Consider the following 26,838-nt stretch of genomic DNA (forward strand, 5'->3'; position numbering starts at 1 on the left):
GCCTGATTTTCCGTAGGGGCAATCCTCCCGTGGTTGCCCCGAAACTACAAAAGCCTGATTTTCCGTAGGGGCAATCCTCCCGTGGTTGCCCCGAAACTACAAAAGCCTGATTTTCCGTAGGGGCAATCCTCCCGTGGTTGCCCCGAAACTACAAAAGCCTGATTTTCCGTAGGGGCAATCCTCCCGTGGTTGCCCCGAAACTACAAAAGCCTGATTTTCCGTAGGGGCAATCCTCCCGTGGTTGCCCCGAAACTACAAAAGCCTGATTTTCCGTAGGGGCAATCCGACCCCTACTCCCCGTGGTTGCCCCGAAACAGCCCTACGCTGTGACGGGAGAGTGTCAACTACCACAATTAATCCCAAGGCGCTTTTGTGGTGGATTGTTGAGTTGCTAGCAGCCTAAGCTGTCAACCATTAACCAGTGGAGGCGGTCAATTCTATTTCTTTAGCCCAAGGTATTGCTGCCAAAATATAGTAGATGTCATTTCCTTTGAAGCACTTTTCCATTTTTCACTTACGGATGACCATTCATTAATACCTTCAGCAGCAACTTTAAACCACCTAGTCAAAAGGTTAGTACCAGCTACTTTATCTACCTCATTTTGGTTGTTATAGCTTTTACTAAGCTTTACAATGCTCATGTGAAAGCTTTCTGGGTCAGTGTTTTTGATAAAATCTGGGCCTTTTAGATAGTCTTCAAAAGCTTTTACAACCATCTCTACATGATTGTAATCAAAGTTTGCTAAAGCCTGAAGGATTACTTTTGTCAAATGCTCAACTGCAGCCATATATTCTGGAGAGTAATGGATGGAATAAGCTATTAAATCATTGCGGATATAATAATAATTTTCCCAATTTACATTTTTGGCCGCCGCTGGTTGGTGCCACACCGCCATTGATGGAAAAGCTACAATGTTATTGCCCAACTCTTTTATTCTTAAACCAAACTCTACATCATCTATTTTGATAAATAAAGGCAGCGGTAATTGAGTTTGTTCAACAAGTTCCTTAGAAAAAGAGAAAAACCAAAATCCGCCATAGTCTACATCTTCTTCCTTGAGCAACCTGTTGAGAGAATTAGAATCTCGTAAATCGATATTATAATTTAAAGCAATTAATGCCCCAGGCCCAAATCCTCTAGTTTTAGAATAGGCGTTGTACGATGCTCCTGCTTCATACAAGATATGCTTTTTCTGTAAATTTAGCAGTCCACCCGCTACAGCAAAATCAGAATTGGCGTATTCATACAAAGGAAATAATTTATAAATACATTCACTTTCTAACTCTATATCATCATCCATAAGCAAAAAGTGAGAATATTTTTTTTCCTCTAAAGCTTCCACCAACCCTCTGGTAAAGCCCCCGCTTCCACCAGCATTTATATTAGGAACTAGCCTCAGTTTTGGCTTTCCGAAATCAGCTTCATCTAAAGTTCTACCATTATCAACAACGAATACTTTAAAGTCCTTGGTTTCTAGCAATTCATCTTGAAAAATTGCACTTAATGTATTTTGTATGAAGTCCTCTTTTTTAAAGGTGCAAATGACAATCCCCAAGGATGCTTCTCTAGTTTTACTTTGATCGGTTGCTATCGAGGCCCCTTTAAATTCACCCTGTTCACTAGAACAAGTTATTTCAAAATATATTCTGCCCGCTTTTTTGCCTTGAAGGAGATTTATTGGTGAGAGTTTTACAGGATCTGAGAATTGACATTTATCAAAGCTTTCTTCAGAAATTATTTCTTTGTTTTTTTGTCCATCAAATTCTCGGTAAACAGAAACCTTAAAATCGCCTTCAAGTTTCAGCACATAGTAGATAGAGCTAAGAGTTGTATATTGAGTATAAAATCTCTCGTAAAACGAATTAAAGTAAGAATTTGAGGAGACAACACCCCCCTGAGATAAAACAACTTTTTTGTCATTTTCCTGGTAGTTTATAGATGCAGATTCATTACACCGTATATATACATCGGCGCTTTCGGCGGATTTTGGGAGCTTAATTCCAGCTAATATGTTCATGTAATATGTACCTCTTCTTGTAGTAAACTTAGTAATTTAATTTGACTGCTCTTAAGCAGTCTTAGCTTAAGAATAATTTGTAGCTAGCTTCTAGCACGTCCTCCTTTAGGCATAACTGCTATCACATTTTTTTAAGTCGTGGATAAAGAGATTGATATCGAAACCAAGCCTCTTCTAGGATTGGATCAACTGATTGGGGAGTGGCAGCAAGCATTGGTGTGGCTGCCAGTTTGATGGTGTCATTAGCATCTGCGTATACGCCAATTCCGATACCCGCCAGTAGAGCAGCACCACGCGCGGAAGCCGCAGCAACTGTAGTTGCATAGAGGGGTATTCTCAATACATCAGTCAGTAATTGTTTCCAAGGCATTTCTGCAGTTCCACCGCCTGCTAAACGCAGTTCTGTCGCTTTAAAACCTGTTGCCTCAAGTGCCTCAAAACCTTGTCGCAAGGCAAAAGCAACTCCCTCTAAAGCCGCCCGCATCAAGTGCGCCTGTGTGTGATGAAGTCCCAGCCCCACCCATGCCCCACGTATATATGGATCAAGGTGTGGAGTTCGCTCACCCGTGAGGTAGGGCAAAAATGTCAACCCTTCACATCCTGGGGGAACAGAAAACGCTTTAGTATAGACTTCCTGCCAGCTCAAGCCGAGGATACCTCGCACCCACTCAAGCGCTAACCCGGCATTTTGCATTGCTGCAAGGGTGTACCACTGGTTAGGTAGGGCGGTTCGATAGAGATGTGTACGACCATGACGATCGATAATTGGTTGCGATCGAGGTGTAATGATTTGAGCGCCTGTGCCAATGGTTAGTTGAACCAATCCAGGCTCTAGTAGTCCGTTACCAAGCGCCGCCGCTGCCGTATCCGCAGCACCAGCAATAACGGGTAAGCCAACTCTTAAGCCAAGATGCTCTGAAGCAATAGTTGTTAGGTAGCCTGCGATCGCACTAGAGGGGATAATTTTTGGTAACCAATCACCACGTAGATTCAGCGCTGAGACTGCATCCTCTGCCCAGTTATCCGACACAACATCGTAAAGCAAAGTACCGCTAGCATCAGATGGTTCCGTTGCAACTTCTCCAGTCATCCGTAACCGCAGCCAATCTTTTGGCTGGAGTGCCCAACGCGCTTCGGTGTAAACATTAGCCTCGTGTTCTCGTAGCCACAACAAAGTGGGGCCCGCCATTCCAGCCGTAATCGGGTTGCCCAAGCGCTCTAGAATAGCCGCATCGATCGAATGATAAGTGTTCAGCGTGGCACTAGAGCGAGTATCTGCCCAGAGGATAGCAGGGCGCAGGGGCTCACCAGACTCCGAAGCTAGGACAACACCGTGCATTTGCCCTGAAAGTCCGATCGCCTGTACCTCTTGAGCGTGATTTCCCACTGCCTTCCTAACAGCCGAGGCAACCGCTAACCACCAATCTTCTGGTTCCGACTCAGCCCATCCAGGTTGGGGTGCATGAACAGGATAGGATGTTGATGCTTCACCTATAGTGGTTCCGTCTGTCCCTAGGAGCAATGCCTTAGCAGAGCCTGTTCCTAAATCTATTCCAAGCAGCATTGGGCTAATCCTCAATTATTCAGTGTCTTAGGATCGTGGATTAAATAACTTCGTAGGTTGGGTTTCGTTCCTCAACCCAACCTACAAAAAATGCAACTTATTTAATTCTCATTCCTTAGCAAACGGGCGATCGCTTTTACCAATTCATCAGGTTCGACAGGCTTGGAGATATGCATCTGAAATCCGGCAGCTAAGGCTTGCTGCTGATTGATTTCTCCAGCATAGGCAGTAAGTGCGATCGCAGGAATCGTGCCTCCCTGTTCAGGAGACCACTTTCTAATGTGCCGAATCAGGGCATAACCATCCATCTCTGGCATCCCAATGTCACATAACAGCAGATCGGGGACAGATTGATTCAGGAGAGTCAACGCCTGTGCAGCCGAAGCGGCTGTGGCAACTTGTGCGCCAGATTGCATCAGGGTAAATGCTGCCAACTCCCGCATATCTGCATCGTCGTCCACAACCAAGACATGAACACCTGCTAAGTCTGCCGCACTTTCTGGGTGCCGGTGATCAGAAGAGGGTTCCGGTTCTACGATGTTTAACGGTAGCCGGATGGTAAATGTAGCCCCTAAGTTCTGTCCTAAGCTGTCTGCTTGAACGGTTCCTCCATGCAGTTCGGTAAAATGGCGGACGATCGCCAGCCCCAATCCCAATCCGCCAAATTGTCGAGTCGTTGTCCCATCTTCTTGACGGAAGTAGTCAAACACATGGGGTAAGAAGTCTCGACTGATGCCTTTTCCAGTATCTTTGACTTGAATCTGAGCATACGTGCCAACTTGTTCTAGTTGCACCTCGATTCGTCCTCCGGCTGGGGTGAACTTCACGGCATTGGAAAGGAGGTTCCAGACTACCTGTTGGAGGCGATTCGTATCACCTGAAACCGTTCCTGAAATAGGATTAAATGTGGTCTGGATTTGAATGTGTTTGGCTTCGGCTGCTAGTCGTACCGTTTCCAGGCCTGCTTCAATCGTTGCTGCTAGATTCACACTCGCGACGTTTAACGTCATTTTTCCTTGCAGAATGCGCGAGACATCCAACAAATCCTCAATTAATTGCGCTTGCAGCTTGGCGTTGCGTTCGATCGTTTCTAGGGCTTGCTGGGTTTTTGTGGCATCGAGTCGCCCACCTCGTAGCAATTTTGCCCAGCCCAGAATCGGATTCAGGGGCGATCGCAATTCGTGGGACAATACGGCTAAAAATTCGTCTTTAATTCGGTTAGCGGCTTCTGCTTTTGCGCGATCGCGTTGAGCCAATCGGTATAATTGAGCATTGTCGATCGCCAAGGAAGCACGACGCGCCAATTCCTCTGCCAGTTGCAAATCTGCCGAGGTGTACCGTCGTCCCGATTCGGCACAGATAAAGGAAATGACCCCTAGAATTCGTGCCTGAGTCCTTAGTGGCACCGTCATTACAGAGCTGAATCCAACCTGCCGCAGCATCTCTAAATGCTCTGAATCACGCGCTGCCTGTACCAACAGTTCATCGGGAATCTCCGGCACTAAATCCGGTTGCCCAGTTCGTAATGTGTATGCAGCACCGCGAGGGTCATCCGGGTTCAGCGGATACTTTTCTCTAATCTGATATGCCCATTCCAGCTTGGCAGGGTTGATGTGAGCAACCGCAATCTGCTCGATCGCACCATCCTCTTCTATCATGTGAACCGTACACCAGTCCGCTAATTCCGGCACTGTAAGCTGCGCGACTTGCTCTAGAGTAGTTTGATAATCGAGTGAGGATGCAAGCACCGCACTTGCCTCAGAGAGAAAACGTTGTGCACGTTCTAACAGCACCCGTTCCGTCACATCTACCACATACACGAGAATGCCTTCAACCTGACCATTTGAGTTAACAGTGGGAAGATAGTAAACGTTGTAGTAACCGGGACGGCGATCTCCGCGTCCGGGAACATTCACCGCAAAGTTCGGTGAAATGAAGGGATTCCCTGTGGCGTAAATCTGATCGAAGACTTCAACTAATTGGGGATCTGGCTGACCAAAAATTTCTGGAATTGAATAGCCTAAGTGTTGCTCGCGGGTTAATCCATTAATTTCTGCTAATGCTTCGTTGATGGCAATAAATCGCTGCTCGGAATCTAACAGAGCAAGTCCAATGGGTGATGTTTCAAAGATGGTTTCCAGTTGGCGCTGTGCGGCTTCGGCTTCGGATCGTGCTTGGCGCTCGCGTTCTAACAGTTGTTCTCGTTCTTGTTCTGCATACTTGCGCTGCGTCACATCCAGCACCAGCGATAACACCGAAATCATCCGTCCCGATTCGTCCCTGAGACTGGAGTTATACCAGTCGCAATGCACAATGTTGCGAGCTTTCGTGTAGTTGCGGTTGTATGAAAAAATATGGGGTTCTTCACCATAGACCAGCCGTTGGCAGACTTCAGTAACTGGTTCCAGGTCTTCCTCAAAGACAAAAGGTATCTCTGTTAAAGATTTGCCCAGAATTTCTTCGGCCCTCCAGCCCAAAATGCGCTCTGCACCAGCAGACCACCGAATGATTTGAAAGTCTCGATTCCATTCAACGACTGCCATTGGAGAGTTTTCAACATGGAAGTTGAGCTTTTGTAGGGCTTGACGCAACGCCTCTTCTGCTTGCTTGCGTTCTGTGATATCAATGACAACTCCGATCGAGTGCTTGGGATTTCCCTGAGAATCATAAGTAAACTGTCCTCTCGCTTCCACCCAGTGAATGGAGCCATCAGGCCAACGCAGGCGATGTTCATGGTGATACTCCTTCTTGTCTGCTATGGCTTGCTGAAGTTTTGCATTGGTTTGTGCTAGGTCATCAGGATGAACCCGACTTGCCCAAACCTCATAGCAGGGTTCGGACTCATTGGGTTGCAGACCGAGTACCATAAAATGTCCTTCTGACCAAAGCAAGGCATCGGTCTGCATATCCCAGTCCCACGTTCCCATGCGTCCGACCTTCAGCGCCAGTTGCAGATGAGCTTCACTTTCTCGCAATTCCTCTTCTGCCCGCTCCCGCTCCACGGCTAGCCAGGTTTTTTCAGCAATTCGCTCCATCAGCACCACATCTTCCTCCGTCCAGTGGCGAACAGAGACATGGTGCAACACCAACAATGCGACAAATTTCCCCTCTTTCACCAAGGGAACACATAGCAGAGACTTGGTTTGGATTGCATCGAAGGCAGCCGCCCCAACTCCGGCAGTCCGAGGATCGCGATCGACATCATCCACGACAATTGTTCTGCCCTGCTTTAATTCAGCAATGAGTTCAGGGCCAAACGAATCTAGGTGATGTCTACCCACCACGCTGATTACACCATTGCAATAATCGCGATCGACAATGACATATTCCTGCGTTGGATCAATTTCGCCGTAGGTACAGCGAGTGACACTAAAGTGTTGCCCTGTAGCACAAACCACCTGCCACATAATTTCTTTGGGGTCTTGAATGGCACGAATCCCCTCATTCAATTCGATTAGGAATTGTTGAATTTCTTCTTTCTGCTGGAGGTTCTTAAGCAGTTGTTCAATTTGTTGCCTTGCCCGCACCTGGGCTGTCACTTCAACGTTATAAATCAACACGCCTTGAATGGTTCCCTCTGCATCCCGCCAAGGCGGACAGATGCAGTTGAAAAATCCCTCTTCCAACACACCATCACCGTTTTTATCCCAGTAAGCAGGCGATTCATTCCGAATAAATGTTTCTCCCGTCCGGTAAACGCGCTCAATGACATCAAAGTAAATTTGCCCCTCTAGTTCCGGGAAAACATCCCGCATAGATTTCCCGATCATGTCTCGAGTGCGCCCAGTCCCTTGCAGATAGGTTGGATTGGCAAATTCATACACAAGATCGGGACCTTTAACAATTCCAATCATGGCCGGCAATTGCATCAGGATGTCATGCAACCGCTTGCGTTCGCTTTCTGCTGACCGTCGGGCAGATTGTTCTCGTTTTAAAAGGCGATCGCGCTCTGCTTCGATCTGTTTGCGTTCGGTGATGTCAACCGAAACGCCAACCATGCGAACTCCTCGCCCCGTTTCATCCAGATAAACTTGTCCCTGACTGTTGAGCCAGCGCATAACGCCGTCTGGACTAATTACCCGATACTCCTGTGCGTAGGACTGTTCGACCGCAGTTGCCCGTTGGGCTGCTTGGATCACCCGTTGTCGATCGTCTGGATGAATGAGTGCAAAAAAATCTTCTCCTGTGCCTTCATGAAAACCCCAAACGTCTAGAGCATTAGCAGAACACACTACCTTATTGGTCGGCAAATCCATATCCCAGACCACCATCTTAGCCGCCGTCAGTGCCAATTGCAGGCGTTCTTGGCTCTCTCGTAATGACTGTTCAACTTGTTTGTAATCCGTCAAGTCTTGGAAGATAACAACGGCTGCAACAATCTGCCCCTGCTTATCTAAAATCGGTGCTGAGTTGGCGTTAATGAAAATGCGGCTAGCATCATTTCGATCAATTTCCATCTCTTCGTTTGTAACGACTTCACCTGTTTTTAGCGATCGCGCTAAGGGCATATCTTCATGGGCATAGGGTTGACCATTAGAACGAAGTGGAATGTATGAAACGAGGGCATCATATTCGTTAAGCTCAAGCGATGGTTCGTAGCCATATCCAACAATCTGCTTAGCTTGTTCGTTCGCCAGAACCAACTTACCAGATGCTGCATCGGCAATCATTACACCCGCAGGCATTTGTCGTAAAACGGCTTCAAATCGGGCGCGTTCAATTTCAAGCTCGTGCAATAACCGTTCTCGTTCTGCCTCTGCTTGCTTGCGTTCTGTAATATCGCGAAAATAAACTGCTACTCCTGCACTCCAGGGATAGGCCTTCGCCTCTATCCAACGCTGGACTGATTCCCCAAATTCTTCCCAGGAAACAGGAACCTGTTCCGTCATTGCCCGATGGAGTTCTCGATAGGGAATTGCACCAACCAGCTCAGGAAAAACCTCATTCCAAACGTGCTTTCCTAGTATATCTTCTGGTGTTTTGTGCAGGATTTGAGCCGCCGCCCCATTCACGTAGGTGTAGCGCCAGTCGCGATCGAAGGCGACAAACGCATCGGTAATGCTTTCCAGAATTGTTGCTACCTTGCCCTCGGTTTCTTGGACAGCGATCAACTGTTCGCCTTCAAGAGTGCGGGCAAAGCGTTCAATGACTTCAGAGCGAGAAATTCCTCGCCTGTGAGCCTCTTTATCGAGCGATCGCCATGCTGTATTAGTCAGAGATATGCTCACTCGTTGTTTCATCTCCGAGTTCCAATTGCTAACAAACTTGCCTGTGGCGTCGCGCTTCATGAAGATTCATCCGTAGGCATACACGGTCTTCTCCAGTCAACTACCCAGCATCAAGCGGAGTACCGCCGGAGATGTGGGCTTGTATCTGAGCTCCACCGCAATTCTGAGAACCTTTGCAGAATCTCAGCTTTAGTTTCACGGCCCGACACATTAGGGGATGCTGACAAGATCCCCGTACTCGTCCAGTCCTGCCGGACGAGTAACGTTCTCATGGCAATATTTCTCGCACCCACCAAATCAGCATGAAGCTCATGTCCGCAACATTCACAGCGAAATAATAGTCCTTTTCTCGGTCTATTCTCTACTGATGTGTGTCCGCATTTTGGACAACTTTGCGAAGTATAATGAGCTGGGACTTTAGTAGCCAAAGAGCCGTTCAGATTAGCTTTGTAGTCAATATAGCCGTGCAGTTCGGCAAACGACCATTTAGCTTTATTTCGATTAGCTTTTCGCTGCTTCTTGCTAGCCTTTTTGCCAGACTTTGACTTCGTTCTATCCCTAACTCCGGTTAGATTTTCTAGCCCAATTATGCTGTGAGGCTTTGCAATATCCTTGCTGATTTGGTGGTTCACATCAGCGATAAACCGTCTTTCTCTTCCCGACAAAGCAATTAGTCTGCGCTTTGCCGAACGAGTGCCTTTACGCTGAAGAGTTTGTCTAGCCTTGTGATAGCGGTTGGCTTTATGTCTAGCTTCTGAGCCTGAGTAGAAATTAGACTTGTTTTGTAAGTCTGTTTCTACGGCTAAGTAGCGCATTCCCACATCAACACCAGAAACTCTGGTTATTTTCAGCGGGTCAAGTTCAGGGGTTTCTACCTCAACAGCTACCATCAAATAGTAAACTTTAGAGGAACGCTGATAGACAATCTTAGCTGCCAGGGCCTTGGAACCATTGGCAATTAAATCCAAATGCTTGTTGTAGCCGTCATAGGAAACTACTATTCTACCAGCCAGGGTGATAAGACTCACCATCTGCTCGGATTTAAACGAGTAGTCGCGCTGATAATTTAAGGTACAGGTTCGAGAGATGTATTTAGGGGGTTGATCTAGCCCTTTGTATCGTTTCTTTGTGTACCCTTTGGAAATAGCGTCGTTAGATTGTTTTACCTTAGTCCAGAGAGTTTTGTAGGTTGCCGATACTTGTCTGGGTACGTTGCAAGCCATCTGAGCGCCAAGCCCAAATCTAACTCGCAATTCGTTGTAGACAGCTTTTTGCAACTTAGCACCATTGCTGGTTTTGTTCGCATCAAAAGCAACTCGCGAAGTATGATTCAAGGCATCCCGATAGGCTAATGTAGTCTGAGACACCAAAGCTTTTTGCTCGGTATTCAGGTTTAGTTTTAACTTGGCGGTGATTATTTGAGGCATTACTTTCACAAACTATAAGAAAATTCTATCTCGTGAAGATGGCAAAAGCAAGTGGTGTAGCAAAAATAATTTGTTCGCTCATCGACCGCCCCTCACCTTCGGCACCTAAAGCTATCGGTTTGGTTCGGGGCGGCTCTCCTGGCTCACGCAAATTCCTCCCGACGCTCACCTGAGTACAGGTAGAGCGCGGGACTCCTTTTGGTTTAGTTGAATCTGAGTTAATCACTCAGGAGAATCTGCCTTAAGATAGATGATTTGGTGAGAGGGAACATAGGAAAGAATGACCTCAATCAATATTGCGCTGTACTGCCTCCTGAATTTCCCTTTGCACTCGTAGACATAGAGGTGGGCTAGACGGGAGAATCCCACGGCTTTAACGTAGTGCAGCCGTGGCATTCTCTAATAAGTTTCCTCACGGATGCGGATAGTTCCTACGACAATCTCGCTAGCGTTCCTTGAGCACCAAACTCATGCAAACTACGCAACTTGTCAGCAACAGCCTCGACGAAACGCGGCGACTCTCCTAAATCTCCAAAAATTTCAGATAGGCTCAGTAATGGTCTGGGATCTAATTCACTCATACTGGCGCGTTGAGTGAGGATGTCTGCTAATGGGTCATCAATGGGAATAGGTTGCCCTTGTTGATCATGACTATTGATGTATCGACACCAAGCAGCGATCGTCAAACTTAGGTAATCGATCGCACCTCCAAGTTGTAATTTATCGCGGAGCGAGCCCAAAACAAACTTAGGAATTTTTGCCGATCCACTCAGGCACAGGCGCGGAAGCTGATCGCGAATTTTGGGATTGGAAAACCTTTCAATTAAAGTTTTTTTATAATCGTCTAAATCAATCCCAGGAACGGGTTGAAGCGTTGGTGTCACCTCGTCCATCAGGTGAGCGACTGCTTGCACAAATAAGGGATCGGCCATGACTTCATAAACGTAGTTATAACCTGCCAGAGAGCCGAGATAGCCAATCAGCATATGACTGGCGTTCAGCAGCCGGATTTTCATCATTTCGTAGGGATGAACATTGTTAGTCATCTGTACACCCACAGATTCCCAATTGGGCCGGCCGGCACAAAAGGTATCTTCGATTACCCACTGAATAAAAGGCTCCGCGACGCCTGGAAACGCATCATCAATACCAAACTGTTGGGCCACCATTTTGATATCTGCTGGGGTTGTCATCGGAGTAATGCGATCGACCATGCAGTTAGGAAACGCAACCTGTTGGGCAATCCAACTTCCTAACTCCCGATCGCGCATTTGGGCAAATGTCGTTAGCATTTTCCGCACCACATTGCCGTTGCCCTGGATATTGTCGCAGGACAGTACCGTAAAGGGTGGCAACCCCTGTTTACGCCGTTTTTCGAGTGCGGCTGTCAAAAAACCGTATGTCCCGACTGGTTGGTCAGGATGTTGCAAATCGTGCTGAATCGTCGGGTGGTTCACATCGAATTCGCCACTTCCTTCAATGTAGTAGTAGCCGCTTTCAGTGATCGTTAAAGTAACAATTCGGCATTTGGGATCTGCTAATGCTTCAATAACTGCTTGACGATTGTCTGGTGCAAACAGGTATCGAGTGATTGAACCGATGACTCTAGGGCGATCTCCTTCTAGCGATCGCTCAACTAAGGTATACAGACAATCTTGGGACAGCAGCGCATCCCGCATTCGCCGATCATAGTCATAGTCCAGCAATCCAACACCACAGATTCCCCAGTCACTACCAGGATTCTGATGGAAATAATCATCGAGATAAAGCGCTTGGTGCGATTTATGAAATCCACCAACCCCAATATGCACAATGCCATTAGTAATTTGATGGCGATCGTACTTGGGTACGCGAACGTTTCCAGGTAAAAGAGACAGGGATGCTTGATTCAGCTTGATTGTTGAGTCTGTGCTGGTATTGCTGTTCATCGAAATTTTTGGGTTTGTGATGACGGCTTATTATCAGTATTGCAGTATGGGTGAAAAAGGTGGAGTCAATCGATTTTAGATTTTAGATTTTAGATTTTAGAGGCGACCTCACGGATAAATGCGGGGGCTTGAGGATTTTCGATTTTCGATTTTGGATTGATTCCACGGATAAATCACGTGGCGGGTACCACCTTTGAAATTCTTGTTCAATTTTGGCGGCTCTGCATGGCAAGTCGATCGCAAAACCGATTGCCGATGAATTTGTCTGCCGAGCTATTCTTGACAAAATCTAATTTTTCACACACCAGGCTAAGGGCATCAAGCGATCGCCTGATGCCCCGTGTACTTACACTGGGGTTGGTGATAATAGACCGATAAGATCGTGCATCCGATCGATAACTTGGTGGGCACCAGCCGACACAAGAGCATCTGCACGGCTGCTTCGTTCATCCTCGCTGATATGAGTTCCCCCTACATAACCGATAATCTGCCCAATTCCAGCGGCAACGGCAGCCCTTACCCCACTGATAGAATCTTCAATTGCCACGCAATCGGAAACTTCAGCGTCCAGACACTTCACTGCATATAGGTAGATGTCAGGAAGCGGCTTGGGACGCGGAACCGGGAGAGAGTCGTGAGCGCTAAATACCTGCTGGCTTGGGAAATAGTCAGTCAGGGCTGCAGAACTAAGGCAAGCACTCAGCCGCTGTAAGCTGCTGTTACTTACAAGTGCATATTTAAATCCGTCGTCGCGCAGGGAAGACAGCACTTGGGGCGTTCCGACCGTCGCTTTTGCCTCTATAGTAAGCCGTTCGATCGCTCTCTTTTCTTCTTCAGCCACTAGCTTGTCAATATCGCGCTCATTAAGACTGGTTAATGGATCAGGGTAGAGCTTTTTGAGTATTTCCCTGTAGGGTTTTCCGGCGAAGCATTTAACAAAGTCCTCAAGCTCATAGTATTGAGCGCCAGGGAACTCACGAGCAACTTCATTTGTCAGCCTCCATGCGCTCTTAAGTGCTATGGTTTCACTGTCAACAACAGTTCCGTCATGATCGAAAAGCACCACCTTATCATGCTGAAGCTGTTTCATTTAAAAGACCTCCCTCACTGTAATTCTTAAGCGTAGTCAATAGTCCGTGGGTCTGGATATCTTGCAAAGCCCTGTGGCATTCATTATCTACGACCTCTGTGTGTTCGCAATTGTCCAATCCCAGAATCCCACTAATTACGGCGCCTTTTTGAATGGCTGTAATTGCGCTTTGGGTATCCTTGGCATAATAGGGTTGACCAGACTCGCTCGCCTCTTCTCTGACTGCAAGAAGCCACGCCGCAACAGGAAGTATAATCCGCTTCATGCTGACTTTTCGGCTATAAGCATCCTGAAGTATCGGAAATATATACTTGCCTACTTTCCTGGCTGTTTCTGAAGAGATTCTCTCAGTAGTATCGGGAAGATCCTCGTTACTGAGCCTTAGTAACACCTGTTCCATATATTGTTCGCACATCTGGCGAGGCACTGGTGTTGCTGCTGCGATATCGTCCATGAGATGCCGAGTAAACAACTGGAATTCCGGTAGGGCGATCGCCTCGTGCATATACTCTATACCTGCTCTTACAGCTAAACAGGCTATAAAGGAGTGTACTGCATTCAAGAATCTCGACTTCATATACAGAAAGGGAGTGATGTCGCTAGTCATAATCACCCCCGTATCTTCCCACTTGGGTCGATCGCCTGTGAAGTTGTCCTCCACGACAAACTGCCAAAATGGTTCGGTTACAATGGGTGCGCGATCGCGAACTTGCAACAGTCGGCTGGGGTAGTTATAGTCTGATTCCTGTTCTTGAGGCACAATCCTGTCTACAACCGAATTAGGGAACGTGGCGTTATCCCTGATGTATTCTGCAAGTTGAGGATCGATCTCTTCAGCGTAAGCTAGCACTGCTTTTTGCAGGATCTCCCCGTTTCTTGGGAGGTTGTCGCAAGAAAGTGTGGTGAACGGGGTCATTTTGCGATCGCGTCGTCGCCGCAGCGCCTCTACGATAAAGCCAATTGCAGTAGTTGGAGTGGAAGGATTTTGCAAATCGTGCGCGATGTCTTCATTCGCTGTGTCGAGATTAAAATTATTGTCTAGATGGTAGCCTCCTTGAGTAATAGTAAGAGTCACCAGATGCACAGAAGGAGACGCCATCTTTTCAAGCACATACTCGCACTTGTCTCTACCATTAACTATTTCCCTGATAGAACCGATAACATCCGCTTCCTCACGATTTTGAGCGCGACTAGAGTGTTTGGTCAAAGTGTAAAGGAATCTCTGCGGTTTCAACCTAGTAATGGTCTCTTGACTCTTGAGGCTAACCCCACAAATCCCCCATCTGTGCTCTTGGGAATCCTTCTGTGCAAGATAGTTATGTATTATGTAGGCGAGGTGGCCCCTAAAAAAACGACCAGGCCCGAAATGGACGATACCAGTCTTAAGCGCCCTCCTGTCGTAAAGAGACTGTTGCCTCCACAAACCAGTTACAGTACCGAAGCGAGAACTTGAAGAAACACTGGGCGGTCGGAGTAAGTTAACCATGAGATTTCTTAAATAAGTGGATAATCAGGTAAAAAAGAGTAGGTCTGTCTGGGTATAGCCCATGACCTACAAGCAGGACAAATATCTTAAAGTGCGAAAATTTTAGGCATACTCTGTGGCATCTACAAGGAAACGTTTAGCCACAGGGTAATTAGGGTCTGACAGGTCAAACAGAGAGAGAAGAAATCAGGTAAACTTAATTAATTAATTAAGTATCAAATATCAAGTAGTCATTAACCTTAAGTAAGGCACAATAATACGCCACAAACTGCCACTTTGTTTAGCTTGGGCAAGTGCGTAAGTCGAATGTCTTTCCTACAAGGCGCAAATAGACTGCTTTTAAATTATGCCTTTAGATTACCTAATAACTCTTTACACTTTGTATGTTATTTACCTTGGTCGCTGCTATCATCTGTCTTCAGGAGAATCTACAAATAATTCTTTAGAGGGACTTATAAACACAATCAAGCGTATACTTCGCTACAAGCAGTTAAGTTAGAGTTTGGCGTTTGTGTAGCAAACGTCCAAAAAACATGGCTTGCCTTGAAAATTCCTGTCTGTAGCAGATGGCTGATACAGCATTGCAAGTCCGTTTCAGTCTGTCCATAAATTTTTAAAGTTTCCTCACTCACAACTGGGCGGTGCACTCCTCCTGAGCAAATCCTCCACAGACAGTTGACAATCTGGAAATGTCAAAGCTGCGATTAAATCCGACTTTGCCAACACAACCGGGCTAGCATAACTCTCTGTCCCTGGCTCCCGAAACACATACAATCGACGGGCATTGATATCTAAAATTCAATACTCCCTGATTCCTGACTGAGCATAAGCAGGGGCTTTCAATTCCCTGTTAGTTAGATCGCTCGGTAGATGTTGCCCGCGCGGAAGAGTTATCTTGTTTGGACGAACGGCGGGCTGATTTGAATATTTACCGCGCACAATTGAGGCGCATCAAGAGTGAACGCGCTCTAATTTCTTGAGGCAAAAGCTGAGGACAACAGCGTCTATAAAATTGGAATTACGACTCGACTAATTGCGGAAGGGATAGCCGAAGTGCAGCGGGATGAGAGCGCATTACTCAGATGTTGCCGTCAACTTGCTAGGATTGTTGGAACCGAGGGAAGGTGGAACTGTAATTCAAACGCCACTACAAAGCGTTTAATTATCCCATCGAGAAACTGACGGAGTATTTCGTGTTTCCCAATGTCAAGCGCACCCTACGGGATTTGTTTGACATGGCGCCAAAAGTGCGAGCGTGATGTTGAGTTGAATTTAATCAGCTTGTGCTGGGTGATGTTGAGTTGGATGTGCGGGTTCGGGGTGAGTGCGATCGTCAAACAACAACCTAGACGAACGCCACCTCTGATATCAATTCCGGCTGCGCCGGAATGATATCAAATCCGCGCTTCATCGTCGGGCGTAAAGGCGAATCCACCTGTCAACAAATATCAACGCCATTTTCCTTTTTTTGACCCCCAGTCAACAGTCAACAGTCAACAGTCAACAATGATTCCGGTGCAGCCGGAATTGATATGATTTCTATTTCAGCTTCAGGGAACTGCGGAGCGCTTTTGAATGCGCCCAAAAGAATGGGAACGGTCTCAATTAGAGTCTGTCACGAAGTACCATTCTCCACAAAAGTTTTTAGCTTTGAAGCGTTGCGAACTGCATTTCCCTCTCCGTCGTTGTTGAAGTAGACGAACACGCTTCGCCCCTGGCTTTCCCACTCGTGGATGCGATCGGCCCACCAATGCAAATCATCATCCGAGTAGGAGCCGCCGTAGAGATTGTTGGAGTCGGGGCCGTGGAGGCGCACATAGACAAATGAACCTGTTACACGCAGGATACACGGAAGGTGGGCGCCGCTCATCACGCAGTAAGCCGCTCCTTCGCGTTCTAGCAGCGAAAATACCTCTTCTGTGTGCCAGCTTGGATGTCGGAATTCGACAGCTACTTTGATCCAGGAGGGCACCTGTTCTAGAAAGTAGGCTAGGCGGGCCAAATCGCAGGCGAACTGGGGAGGAAGCTGGACGAGCAGAATACCCAGTCGATCGCCCAGGCATTGAAGTCCCTCACTCATCCGTTCCAACCACTTTTCTGGCGAGTAAAGACGCTTGGAGTGGGTTAGACCGCGGGGCGCTTTTACCGTCATCAAAAATCCTTGGGGGAGGCGCTCTCGCCAGTTAGCAAAGGTAGTGTTTGGTGGCCAGCGGTAGTAGGTGCTATTAACTTCGACGGTTTGATAGTGCTGGATATAGCAATCGAGCCTAGAGCGAAGCGGTAGCTGGTGGGGATAAAGCACACCTTCCCAATGGTCGTAACTCCAGCCTGAAGTGCCGATGTGAACAATCGCATCCGGGTTCATTATCCCTTCCTTGATTCGGATCTGCTGGAAATCGCTACTAAACAAACAAAGTCCGCGCAGGCGGACTAAGAATATGATATTTGAAAACTGAATGCGATTGAATTAGTTGGCTCGATCGCTGCTACCTCGCTCTGCCGCTTTTTCTACTGCTTCCTGTCCCGGCGTAACTGCTTCGCCCACGTTATCTTTTACCGATTCTATAAATTTTTTGGTACTGGGGGCAATGGGTTGGTCGAGATTCAGCTTTTCTCGGATATTGTCAAGTACACCCGTGGCATCCTTCTCTGTATCGCTTGTTGGCTGCTGAGCGGGACGGGCAACTTCGTAAGACTTAGCTTCAGGAGTTAAAGGTGTAGCGATCGCTTGCATTTTGTTGCCCGAAAATTCCAATTCGGAGCTAAAAATTAGCGCTATTCCTACAGCAAAGATTATTCCTACTCGCAGGCAAGTTGTAACTAAGCGCGATGTAAAATTTTTCATTGAAAAACTCTGTTTTTTTGTGACGACTCTAATATAGATTAATTGCTGTTGTTGGTTTGCAAATCTATCTAAAGATAGGACTTTGAACCAATTTATGGTGTTAGCATTCTTCGCAAATCAACCTCAACAAAAAAGTTTTTGGCGCTGCGCCGCCAACAGGCGACCGAGCGCAACTACGAACTTAAGAAAGGTACATTTACTACTTCCCCTGACACCGATCCGACTTGCACTTTCAGTCCTTCGCCGCCCGCTTTTGTGCGGATGTAAGCAAGACCAAAAAAGCCGGATTCAGTTTCCGTAAAACTGGTGAGTTTGCCGACTTTATCCTCTCCGATTGTGACTGCTGTTCCGGGTTCAACCGCACCGCTTAACTGCACGCCCCAAAGTTGCTGTTTGACTCCTTTGTAGGTGTTCAACCGGGCAATTGTTTCTTGACCGATGTAGCAGCCTTTGTCATAGGTAATCGTGTGTAAAAGACGGGCTTCTAAGGGGTTGTAATCGTCTGTGAGTTCAAAATCGGGTGCGGGGCGTCCTTGTTCGATTCGCAGTTGTTCCCAAACTCGATCGCCCATCGGTACGGCCCCAGCTTGGACTAATTCCTTCCACAAGTTGGCTGCATCGCCAGCTTGTGCAATTAACGTGTATCCGGGAGTTGCTAAACCACTACCAACCGCAACTCGAACGCCCCCTCTTTCCCCCCCTTGGTAAGGGGGGGAAAGAGGCAGGGCTGTTTCATTCTCTGTAGGGGCCGTGCCCCCGTGCCGGCCCTCTTGGTCTGACCTGCCGATCGAATCCTCTAAATCGGGGGTAGGCACGGGGGCACTACCCCTACAAAATTCATGTTTTTGGGGAGAATGAAACAGCCCTGGGGAAAGAGGGGGGGTTTTTATCAATTTGTGAGTAGCGTAAGGTTGATTTTCGAGTTCGGTAACTCCGATTTTTTCTAATAGTTGAGTGCTTTCCGGGCCGAGGACACTGAAAGCAACAGTTGTATCGGTTAAATCTGTTAACTCGACGCGATCCATTGGGAAAATATAGCGATCGAGCAATTCCAGCAGTTGGCGGCGGCGGTTGGCTGAAACTAGCAGCAGTACGGCATCTTCTGTAGCGTAAGCGGTGGCGAGGTCGATCGTCCGGGCGGTGGATGTGACGAAAACGGTGTCGCAACCTTGACCGGGTTTGAGTATATTAAAGTTATTGGTACTTTGATTGTGCAAGAACCGCAGGCGATCGCTGTCTGAGATTTGAATGCGTCCCCAGTGAGTGCGATCGTACAAAGCCACACCTTTTTTAGTTGCTGCGATCGCTTCTGCGTCGTTACCAAAACTGACTGGCACAATTTCTTTGGTTGTTAACTCTGCAAAAGTAGCACCTGTCGCTGCTTGAATGTCGTGCAATTCTTGAATCAGCATAAAATTTTGTTGACTGTTGAGTGTTGACTATTGACTGATGACTGATGACTGTTGAGTGTTAACTACTGCTTTCCTGTCAACTGACAACTGACTATTTGCCCAAATTGGCGAATATTTCTTGTATTAATTGACTGGCTTTGGCATCAAGACGATTCCAATCCACATCGCCAGTGTCATCCTCAATCAAGCTAGTATCAATTACAACTTCTTGGCTTTGGATTTGACTGTGGGCGGGCTGGTAGTTGACAAAGCAGACTCGATAGCAAAGTTCCCAAATATCGATACATCTTTGCTCGCCTTGAAGCTCTAAAAGTAGTTGATAGCCAGGAATGGGAATCTGCACTTCTTGATAAGTACCCGTCCAAACTGACTCCTCTAATTGTTTGCGGATGTTGTCGATCACTCGGATCATCGCTGGCTGCATGAGCAGTTCAGCTTGCTGCCACGCGATCGGGCTAGTTATTTTAGGCTTCATATACAGGGTTCTAAAAAAGAAAATCAATAAATTAATTTTCTAGCATTGGGTGCCAACTTTTGAGACATCCGCCCCAGAATGTTAAATTTAGTCTTGACAACTCCCTGTCCTAAAGGAGCAGGGATTCTTGGTTCATTGGGACTACTCATGTAGCTTGCCCTCCCCAAAATTCACTGCGATTTGCCCAACCGCTGTATATCCACGCTGCAATACTACTTGCGCGGCTGCAACATCTCGATTTGTTTCATAGCCACAGGTTTGACATTTATGCACTCGTTGGGATAACTCTTTTTTACCTGTATGGGTTTGACATAATGGGCAGGTTTGACTTGTTCCGTTGGGGTCTACTTTTGCGAAGTATGCACCTCGCTTAAAGCAAACATGGCTCAATATATTCAGGAACTGACCAAACCCTGCATCAAGCGTGTGCTTGCTCAGCCTTCCGGCTGACATTGCTTTGAGGTTCAAATCCTCAGCAAATACTGTGTGGGCTGCGTTGCATAAATGATGAGCGGTCTTGAAATGAAAGTCTTTGCGACTGTTCGAGATGTATTCGTGGTGCTTCGCTATTTGGTGATGAATTTGACGAAACTTTCTAGAGCCTTTTTTCTTGCGCTTCAGTTGACGTTGCAGCAATTTCAGCTTGCGTTGTCCATCCACAAAGAATCGAGGTCTATCAATCAATTCACCATCAGAAGTTGCCAAAAAATGTTTTAACCCTAAATCAATCCCTAATCCATGTCCTGAAGGTGAGGCTTGAGGTACTTTGATATCACATTGCAAAGTGAGCATGGCATAGTAGCCAGAAGCCCTCTTAATAACGCGAATTTGCTTGACATCAAACCCTTGAGGAATTGGACGCGACAGGTGCATTTTTACGGGGCCAATCTTGGGTAGGTTGACCCAATCGGCACCATCAAACCGTTTAACGGATTCTAGATTCAATTGAGGAAACACAAATGAGCGCATCCGCTTTTTGAATCTAGGGAAACCGTGTCCTCGCTCCCACATTGCCACAAAGGCTGCTTCTAGTTGGCGCAACGCCTGCTGCAAGACATGGGTGTGAGGCAATTTCAACTCAGGAATTAACTTCTTTGCTTTTGCCAATGATTTGCATTGGCCCGCAAAGGTTGGACGCGGTGCCTCAGCAGGGATAATGTATTCCTGCTTCATGCTGCACGAGTTGATATCACACTTACGAGAATTGACCCAATCTTTTCGTTCTCGCAATCCAAAGTTATAAACCTTGCGGCCAATATTGAGCCACTGGTCGAAAGTTTGGCGTTGCGTATCGGTAGGAATGAGCTTGTACTCGTAGGTTAGATTTAACATACAATCATTGTAGAGCCAGTCTGAACAAACAGCACTGCATTTATTCAAAATCCTCTCCGAGAAATTCAGAACCCAAAGTCCCCCTAAAAGGGGGAGGCTTGTATCCCATTGTTTTCTGTCACCCAATTCAACAGTCAACCCCCAACAGCAACAGCCGTTCTCGGCTTGACGGCTAAAAACGGCTGAAACTGTTGATATTGAGTTATCGGATGGGTAATGTAGGATTTGAACCTACGGCATCCTGCGTGTAAAGCAGGCGCTCTACCACTGAGCTAATCACCCAATTGCACTCACACCGATTTATCATATCACAGTAACTCAGAAAGATCAAGTAAAAAAAATCCTAAACTTTAAATGCCCTCTGGCCGCACCCACGATCAAATAACCCTGTGGAGTTTGCCCTTGGTGGCAGCCCTCACCTTTGGCCAGACGAGCAGCAGCAACCTGACTTTGCTCGTTTCCGGCAGTTTCTTATTCGGCGGGCTGATGTTTGGCCCTGACTTGGATATCTACTCCTGCCAGTATCAGCGCTGGGGATGGTTCAAACCGATTTGGCTTCCGTACCAAAAAAGCCTGCGCCACCGCTCTTTTTTGTCCCACGGCCCTCTGATCGGCACTGCTTTGCGAATCTTGTACCTCGCTATCTGGAGCGCGGTTCTCGGAATCGTGGGATTGGCAATTGCCGAAAAAGTCGGAAACTTCGGCTGGAATTGGCAGGATGTGGTTTTGAGTTACGGGCGATCGATCTGGGAACACCACATCGAAATTTTAGCCGTTTACATCGGTCTAGAATTGGGCGCGATGAGCCACTATCTGAGCGATTGGGGCGGCTCGGCTTACAAAAGATTCAAAAAGAAAGGATTGAGCGGGTTGCGCCCTCCTAAGACAATTAAGAGACCCAAAATCAAAGATCCCACTCGCACATCTAGCAAATCTATAGCGGAAGGAAGAAGGAAGAAGGAAGAAGGAAGAAGGAAGAAGTAATACAATCAGCAGAAGGAAGAAGGAAGAAGGAAGAAGGAAGAAGGAAGAAGTAAGATGTAGTAAAATCAGCAGAAGGAAGAAGGAAGAAGATGTAATAAAATCAATAGTTGGAGTAACAACGTTATAACCGTCTTGGCGGTTGATATAAAAGGTAAATTATTATGTCTAATTCTGAAAGTCGATCGCTCACAGCACTCAAAGAACTTATAGAAGTTGTGGCTAAATTGCGATCGCCAGACGGCGGATGTCCTTGGGATTTAGCTCAAACTCCCCAAACTCTAATTCCTCACATAATCGAAGAAGCTTATGAAACCGCCGACGCGATTCGCAAAGGAGATAAAGATGCGATCGTCGAAGAATTGGGCGACTTACTGTTACAGGTAATTCTGCAAGCTCAAATTGCCAGCGAATCCAATCAGTTTACCTTCGCCGAAATAGCTGCGGGCATTACAGAAAAACTAATTCGGCGACATCCCCACGTCTTCGGCGATGTCGAAATCAACAGCGTCGATGAAGTCAACGAAAACTGGGAAAAAATCAAAGCAGCAGAAAAAGGCACAACTGCGGAAAAGCCGGCAACTTTAGCCTCGAAAATGAGCCGTTATGCCAGCACTTTGCCGCCGATCGCCGCCGGGATGAAAATCTCTCAAAAAGCTGCGGAAGTGAGTTTTGATTGGGACAGTGTAGAGGGCGTTTGGGATAAATTTCACGAAGAAATGGCAGAATTTGAACACGCTCTCAAACACGAGGATAAGGCAGCCCAGCAGTCGGAATTGGGAGATATTATGTTTGTGTTGATTCAATTAGCTCGCTGGTACGATTTAGATCCGTCGGCTGCTTTGCAAGGAACAAACGATCGCTTCGTGCAGCGGTTTGCTATGGTGGAGGCTGCGTGCGATCGACCTTTGTCAGATTATGCCCCAGAAGAGTTAGAATCTCTGTGGCAGCAAGCTAAAGCTTTAATTGCTCAACAAAAGGGCGATGCGTAATATCAAATCCGTTGGTATCAGAATGATTAATCTCTCTCTTCTCTAACTCTGCGCCCTCTGCGCCCTCTGCGGTTAAAAACTCCCAATCTAACTAATTTTCTTTAATCAGATATCAAAAATCAACTATTCGTAAAGCTTCGCGTCATTGTACGGGGGATGTTCGCAAGCGATATATAAAGCATTTGTCGGTTCCAGGGGTTCCCCTGTCACCGGATCGATCGGCTTGAGGACAAAGCATAACAGACTGAGCGATCGCCAATCCAAATTATCCAGCTTCCCACGTTCGTAACGGTTGACTGTTGCGGCACTGATACCCACATCTTTGGGTACGGGTTGATTGGTAGCTGTGAACAGCGCCTCTTCATATCCCTTTGTTTTGAACTGTGTTTCGCTAACAGACCAACCTATTGTCTGTCTTGCAGCCTTTAACATCTTGCCCAAACGCATCCGCCCCGTCTCCGTGAAGCGAACGGGACGCAATTCCTGCTCTTTGTCTACCACAGCTTTGTTAGAGAGTCCTGACATTTTTCCTACCTACGTTAACTCTCAAACTAGCACAGCATCAATGATTGAGGGTTGCACGAGCAACATCTGAGCTGAAGAAGTTTAAATTAACTTTATTTCACAAGTGCAATAAGAGTCTGATATAGTAATATGTAATTGACTCTAAACCGAACTTGCCTCTCAAGCCCTGAGTATACAGCCATGACAGCACTGTTTCGCCGCATCCAGCCCTCGAAAAAGCTCCGCATCACCGTCAGGTCGTAGGCGTAAGCCGGGGCGTAGCCATCGCCCAACTGCTCAAAATCAGCCAAAACCTGATTAAGCGAGTCGAATCATGGGCTTTCGTGGTTTTCGTCCACCATCGGGATAGAGGCGGCCTGTTTGTCAGCTACCGCAGGCTGGAAGAATGGCAAAATGCGTTAGCGAAGCCCTCGAAGAGGATCGCCCATCATATCCAAACCTGCCCCACCCTTGGAGAACTCTCGCAGCTCAAAACATCCATTCACTACGACAGCCGGAAATTCAAAAAACAATTTCTCCCCAACACCCTTGACTTTTTAAATCAAATGTGCAGTGACAAACAAGACGAACTCAACATCTGGGAAAGCTTAAACAGCATTGCTTCCTAGCCGAAATCAAGCAGATTTCCTAACACTAGCAACCGCACCCAACCGTGAGGACGCTGTTAATTGCTCAAACCCTTGCCTTTGATTCTGTCAACTGTCAACTGTCAACTGTCAACTGTCAACTCTTCCTTGCCAAAAAACAGAAGCGAAACATTTGCGAGCAATTGCGAGATAAAATCACCCCAAAAATCACCCGCGAATGCTCCGCCACATTCATGAAAGCAATCACCAAAGCAATTAAGACATTGCCTGAGCGATATAATCAAAATAAGGAGCTGCTTCCTTAGCATCCTCCTGATTGAGCAAAGCCAAAGAAGCTTCCTTCAAACAGCGGATAGCTTCGACCATGCCAGGAACAGGAACGCCGAGAGAATTATACATTTCCCGAACGCCAATCAAACCGATGCTTTCGATCGGCTCCTTGTCACCCGCCAAGATACCGTAGGTAATCAGGCGCAAGTACCAGCCGTAGTCGCGCAGACACAAAGCCCGTTCGCGTTGGCCGTAAGCATTGCCGCCAGGAGAGATAAAATCAGGGCGTTTTTTCCAGAGTTTTTTGCTAGCTTCTTCAACAATTTTTTTCTCACTGTCAGACAGCGCAGTAGCAATACGCACCCGCTGTTCTCCGGTTTTAAAAAAATCTTTGATGCTTTGAAGTTCGCCGGTACTGGGATAGCGAAGTTCGTCGTCGGCTTGGAGAATTAGTTGGCTAACTACGCTCATTGTTATTCAAAAAAATTGAGGATATTTGAGAGTAAGATTAATTGACATTCTCATCCCTTAAAGACGAGATTCTTGGTGGGGCGATTTACTTTGCTTCTAACATTTATCAACATTAGAAGTAGCGGGTAAATCTCCGCAAACGTTATGCTTGATGTTCAAGCCAGTTTCCCTGTGTTCCAGGGTACTGCGGGAAAAACTCAAAAACTGCGAGTGAGAGTTTAGATGTCGGCAGACACTTTGACTGTTTAACGAGTTTTTGCTAGCTCGCCCCAACAGCATATCGCACAGGCACGGGTAGGGGCAACTCACGGCAGGCTTGACTTGCAGGTTGAAGCTTGGCTTTAGCAGCAAGACGTTCAGCAGCAGGAATACAGCCTGCTATTGAGCTTGAGTGCGATGGATGGAGCCCCGCTTCGCTACGACTTATCTCAGGAAAGAGAGAGCGATATTGCATTACCATATTAAATCCTACCACGACTACTTGTGACCAAATCTAAATTCCCGACCCCAAACTCGACGAAATTGGCAAACCCTTGCCAGCAAGGTCAACTGATTGAGATAGAGATTACCGACTTGACAGACACCGGCGACGGAGTTGGTCGTTTTGGTGAGTTAGTGGTGTTTGTGCCCGATACCGTGACGGGCGATCGAGTCCTTGTGCGCCTCGTGCAAGTCAAATCCACCTATGCTACAGGCAAGCTGGACACACTTCTGGAAGCATCCGAACACCGCATTCGAGCTAATTGCATTGTCGCCGACAAGTGCGGCGGCTGTCAGTGGCAGCACGTAGACTATCAATATCAGCTTGCAGCCAAGCAAAATCAAATCATTCAAGCCTTAGAACGGATTGGCGGATTTAGCAATCCCCAAGTGGATGAAATTTTAACGGGAAAAATCGAGGGATTTCCCCAATTTTTGGGATACCGCAACAAAGCGACTTATCCCGTGGCCATATCTGCAACAGGTCAAGTCCAAGCAGGTTACTATCAAAAAAGCACCCACAAATTAGTCAATCTCAATCAGTGTCCGGTGCAAGATCCGCGCCTCAATCCTTTGTTAAAAGAAGTGAAAGAAGACATCCACTGGCGGGATTGGCAAGTCTACGACGAAAAGAAACATACAGGAGAATTGCGTCATTTGTCCTTGCGGATCGGACGGCGCACTGGCGAGATGCTGCTAACTTTAATAGTTCGCACTGGAGAGTTGCCGGGACTCGAAGAGCAAGCATCCGAGTGGCTGAAACAATATCCTCAACTGGTAGGTGTTTGTTTGAATATCAATCCCGCTCAAACTAATGTGATTTTTGGGACGGAAACTCGCTGCATTGCGGGTCGTTCTTATCTGCGAGAAAGTTTTGCTGGTTTGAACTTTCAGCTAAGAGCAGATACTTTTTTTCAGGTAAATACAGAGGCGGCTGAAGCGTTGTTAGAGGTGATGGTAGGGGAATTGAATTTGCAGGGAAACGAGATTTTGGTTGACGCTTACTGCGGAATTGGTACTTTTACTTTACCCCTGGCAAAACAAGTAAAAATAGCCATAGGTTTAGAAGTGCAACCGGCGGCGATCGAACAAGCCACATTAAATGCTGAGTTAAATGACGTGAGAAATGTCGAGTTTCAGGCGGGAACTGTAGAGAGTTTGCTGCCTTCCTTGGGATTGACACCGGATATTGTGCTGCTAGATCCGCCGAGGAAAGGGTGCGATCGCGCGGTTTTGGAAGCTATCAAGGAAATCAAACCAAATCGCATTGTTTATGTTAGCTGCAAGCCTGCTACTTTGGCTCGCGACCTGAAGATTTTGTGCGAAAATGGGGATTATAAGTTAGCGCGAGTGCAGCCGGCGGATTTCTTTCCTCAGACTTCTCATGTTGAGTGTGCGGCTTTTTTGGTGCGGTAGGTAGGTGGACATGATGGCATTTATGTATGTTCATCTTGTATCAACAAAGAGGTAGATTGCGATTTATCATTGGGTGGGGGCGGGTTTATGAGATTGTCGATTACAGGCAATTATTGTTGGTGAACCCGCCCCTACAGCATCAAAAACACTTTTCAACCGAAGCTAACAGGCACGATATAAAAGGTTGATTCCCGATCGAATAATTTGCGAGCGCGTAGGGGCGGGTTTTACCAACAATCTCGGCCTAATACCAGTAATCTAATAAACCCGCCCCGACTTAGGCTATAATCAAACAAGATTGTACAATTTGC

Annotated in this window: 20 protein-coding genes and 1 tRNA gene; 5 read left to right on the plus strand and 16 right to left on the minus strand. The window is 46.9% G+C overall.

Features of this window, described 5'->3' with window-relative positions:
* Positions 1-437: 437 nt before the first annotated feature.
* From QUA00_RS12805 to QUA00_RS12835, 7 genes are all read right to left on the minus strand, one after another.
* Positions 438-2,018: a glycosyltransferase gene (locus tag QUA00_RS12805; protein ID WP_333409844.1), complete on the minus strand. Its 1,581-nt coding sequence runs from the start codon at positions 2,016-2,018 to the stop codon at positions 438-440.
* Between the two features lie 121 nt (positions 2,019-2,139).
* Positions 2,140-3,582 (minus strand): xylulokinase, encoded by a 1,443-nt coding sequence (xylB, locus tag QUA00_RS12810; RefSeq protein WP_333409845.1) that lies wholly within the window; start codon positions 3,580-3,582, stop codon positions 2,140-2,142.
* A 101-nt stretch (positions 3,583-3,683) separates the two neighbouring features.
* Complete coding sequence (locus QUA00_RS12815) at positions 3,684-8,870, minus strand: PAS domain S-box protein (protein WP_333409846.1); 5,187 nt, start codon at positions 8,868-8,870, stop codon at positions 3,684-3,686.
* A gap of 50 nt (positions 8,871-8,920) precedes the next feature.
* On the minus strand, positions 8,921-10,237 hold the full coding sequence (locus QUA00_RS12820; RefSeq protein WP_333140724.1) for a transposase: 1,317 nt from the start codon (positions 10,235-10,237) through the stop codon (positions 8,921-8,923).
* 431 nt (positions 10,238-10,668) lie between these two features.
* The gene (locus QUA00_RS12825) at positions 10,669-12,165 is read right to left on the minus strand and encodes a mannitol dehydrogenase family protein (RefSeq protein ID WP_333409847.1); all 1,497 of its coding nucleotides are present in this window, start codon (positions 12,163-12,165) and stop codon (positions 10,669-10,671) included.
* Positions 12,166-12,511: 346 nt separating this feature from the next.
* Positions 12,512-13,255: an HAD family phosphatase gene (locus QUA00_RS12830; protein WP_333409848.1), complete on the minus strand. Its 744-nt coding sequence runs from the start codon at positions 13,253-13,255 to the stop codon at positions 12,512-12,514.
* Complete coding sequence (locus QUA00_RS12835; RefSeq protein ID WP_333409849.1) at positions 13,236-14,741, minus strand: mannitol dehydrogenase family protein; 1,506 nt, start codon at positions 14,739-14,741, stop codon at positions 13,236-13,238. Before QUA00_RS12835 ends, QUA00_RS12830 begins: the two co-directional genes overlap by 20 nt.
* A 1,203-nt stretch (positions 14,742-15,944) precedes the next feature.
* On the opposite strand from QUA00_RS12835, the gene QUA00_RS12840 reads away from it, so the two are divergent.
* Entirely contained in the window at positions 15,945-16,133 is a 189-nt protein-coding gene (locus QUA00_RS12840; RefSeq protein WP_333409850.1) for a hypothetical protein, read from the plus strand.
* A gap of 223 nt (positions 16,134-16,356) precedes the next feature.
* On the opposite strand, the gene QUA00_RS12845 is transcribed toward QUA00_RS12840, so the two are convergent.
* The 6 genes from QUA00_RS12845 to QUA00_RS12870 all read right to left on the minus strand — a co-directional run bounded on the left by QUA00_RS12845 (position 16,357) and on the right by QUA00_RS12870 (position 21,087).
* Positions 16,357-17,106: a DUF72 domain-containing protein gene (locus QUA00_RS12845; protein ID WP_333409851.1), complete on the minus strand. Its 750-nt coding sequence runs from the start codon at positions 17,104-17,106 to the stop codon at positions 16,357-16,359.
* Positions 17,107-17,208: 102 nt separating this feature from the next.
* Entirely contained in the window at positions 17,209-17,586 is a 378-nt protein-coding gene (locus tag QUA00_RS12850) for a hypothetical protein (protein WP_333409852.1), read from the minus strand.
* 173 nt (positions 17,587-17,759) lie between these two features.
* Entirely contained in the window at positions 17,760-18,995 is a 1,236-nt protein-coding gene (gene ygfZ, locus QUA00_RS12855) for a CAF17-like 4Fe-4S cluster assembly/insertion protein YgfZ (protein ID WP_333409892.1), read from the minus strand.
* Positions 18,996-19,089: 94 nt separating this feature from the next.
* A complete protein-coding gene (locus QUA00_RS12860; protein ID WP_333318837.1) occupies positions 19,090-19,473 on the minus strand; it encodes a hypothetical protein in 384 nt (127 codons plus the stop codon).
* Between the two features lie 141 nt (positions 19,474-19,614).
* Positions 19,615-20,805 carry a transposase gene (locus tag QUA00_RS12865; protein ID WP_333409853.1) on the minus strand — a complete coding sequence of 397 codons (1,191 nt, stop codon included), beginning with the start codon at positions 20,803-20,805 and terminating at the stop codon, positions 19,615-19,617.
* 210 nt (positions 20,806-21,015) lie between these two features.
* Positions 21,016-21,087: transfer RNA gene (locus QUA00_RS12870), tRNA-Val, on the minus strand.
* Between the two features lie 72 nt (positions 21,088-21,159).
* Between QUA00_RS12870 and QUA00_RS12875 the strand changes: the two genes are divergently transcribed.
* Both QUA00_RS12875 and mazG read left to right on the plus strand, forming a co-directional pair.
* Complete coding sequence (locus QUA00_RS12875) at positions 21,160-21,789, plus strand: metal-binding protein (RefSeq protein WP_333409854.1); 630 nt, start codon at positions 21,160-21,162, stop codon at positions 21,787-21,789.
* A 161-nt stretch (positions 21,790-21,950) separates the two neighbouring features.
* A complete protein-coding gene (gene mazG / locus QUA00_RS12880) occupies positions 21,951-22,778 on the plus strand; it encodes a nucleoside triphosphate pyrophosphohydrolase (protein ID WP_333409855.1) in 828 nt (275 codons plus the stop codon).
* Positions 22,779-22,901: 123 nt separating this feature from the next.
* Here the strand turns inward: mazG and QUA00_RS12885 are convergent, their stop codons facing one another.
* A complete protein-coding gene (locus QUA00_RS12885) occupies positions 22,902-23,303 on the minus strand; it encodes a helix-turn-helix transcriptional regulator (RefSeq protein WP_333409856.1) in 402 nt (133 codons plus the stop codon).
* Between the two features lie 323 nt (positions 23,304-23,626).
* On the opposite strand from QUA00_RS12885, the gene QUA00_RS12890 reads away from it, so the two are divergent.
* A complete protein-coding gene (locus tag QUA00_RS12890) occupies positions 23,627-23,911 on the plus strand; it encodes a hypothetical protein (protein ID WP_333409857.1) in 285 nt (94 codons plus the stop codon).
* A 234-nt stretch (positions 23,912-24,145) separates the two neighbouring features.
* On the opposite strand, the gene QUA00_RS12895 is transcribed toward QUA00_RS12890, so the two are convergent.
* Together QUA00_RS12895 and QUA00_RS12900 are read right to left on the minus strand one after the other, a co-directional pair.
* On the minus strand, positions 24,146-24,631 hold the full coding sequence (locus QUA00_RS12895; protein ID WP_333063958.1) for an allophycocyanin subunit alpha-B: 486 nt from the start codon (positions 24,629-24,631) through the stop codon (positions 24,146-24,148).
* 259 nt (positions 24,632-24,890) lie between these two features.
* The gene (locus QUA00_RS12900) at positions 24,891-25,091 is read right to left on the minus strand and encodes a hypothetical protein (protein ID WP_333140694.1); all 201 of its coding nucleotides are present in this window, start codon (positions 25,089-25,091) and stop codon (positions 24,891-24,893) included.
* A gap of 23 nt (positions 25,092-25,114) precedes the next feature.
* Between QUA00_RS12900 and rlmD the strand changes: the two genes are divergently transcribed.
* Complete coding sequence (gene rlmD / locus QUA00_RS12905) at positions 25,115-26,527, plus strand: 23S rRNA (uracil(1939)-C(5))-methyltransferase RlmD (protein ID WP_333409858.1); 1,413 nt, start codon at positions 25,115-25,117, stop codon at positions 26,525-26,527.
* The last annotated feature ends 311 nt before the right edge of the window (positions 26,528-26,838 follow it).

This window comes from Microcoleus sp. T2B6 (genome assembly GCF_036700475.1).
Taxonomy (GTDB): domain Bacteria; phylum Cyanobacteriota; class Cyanobacteriia; order Cyanobacteriales; family Microcoleaceae; genus Microcoleus.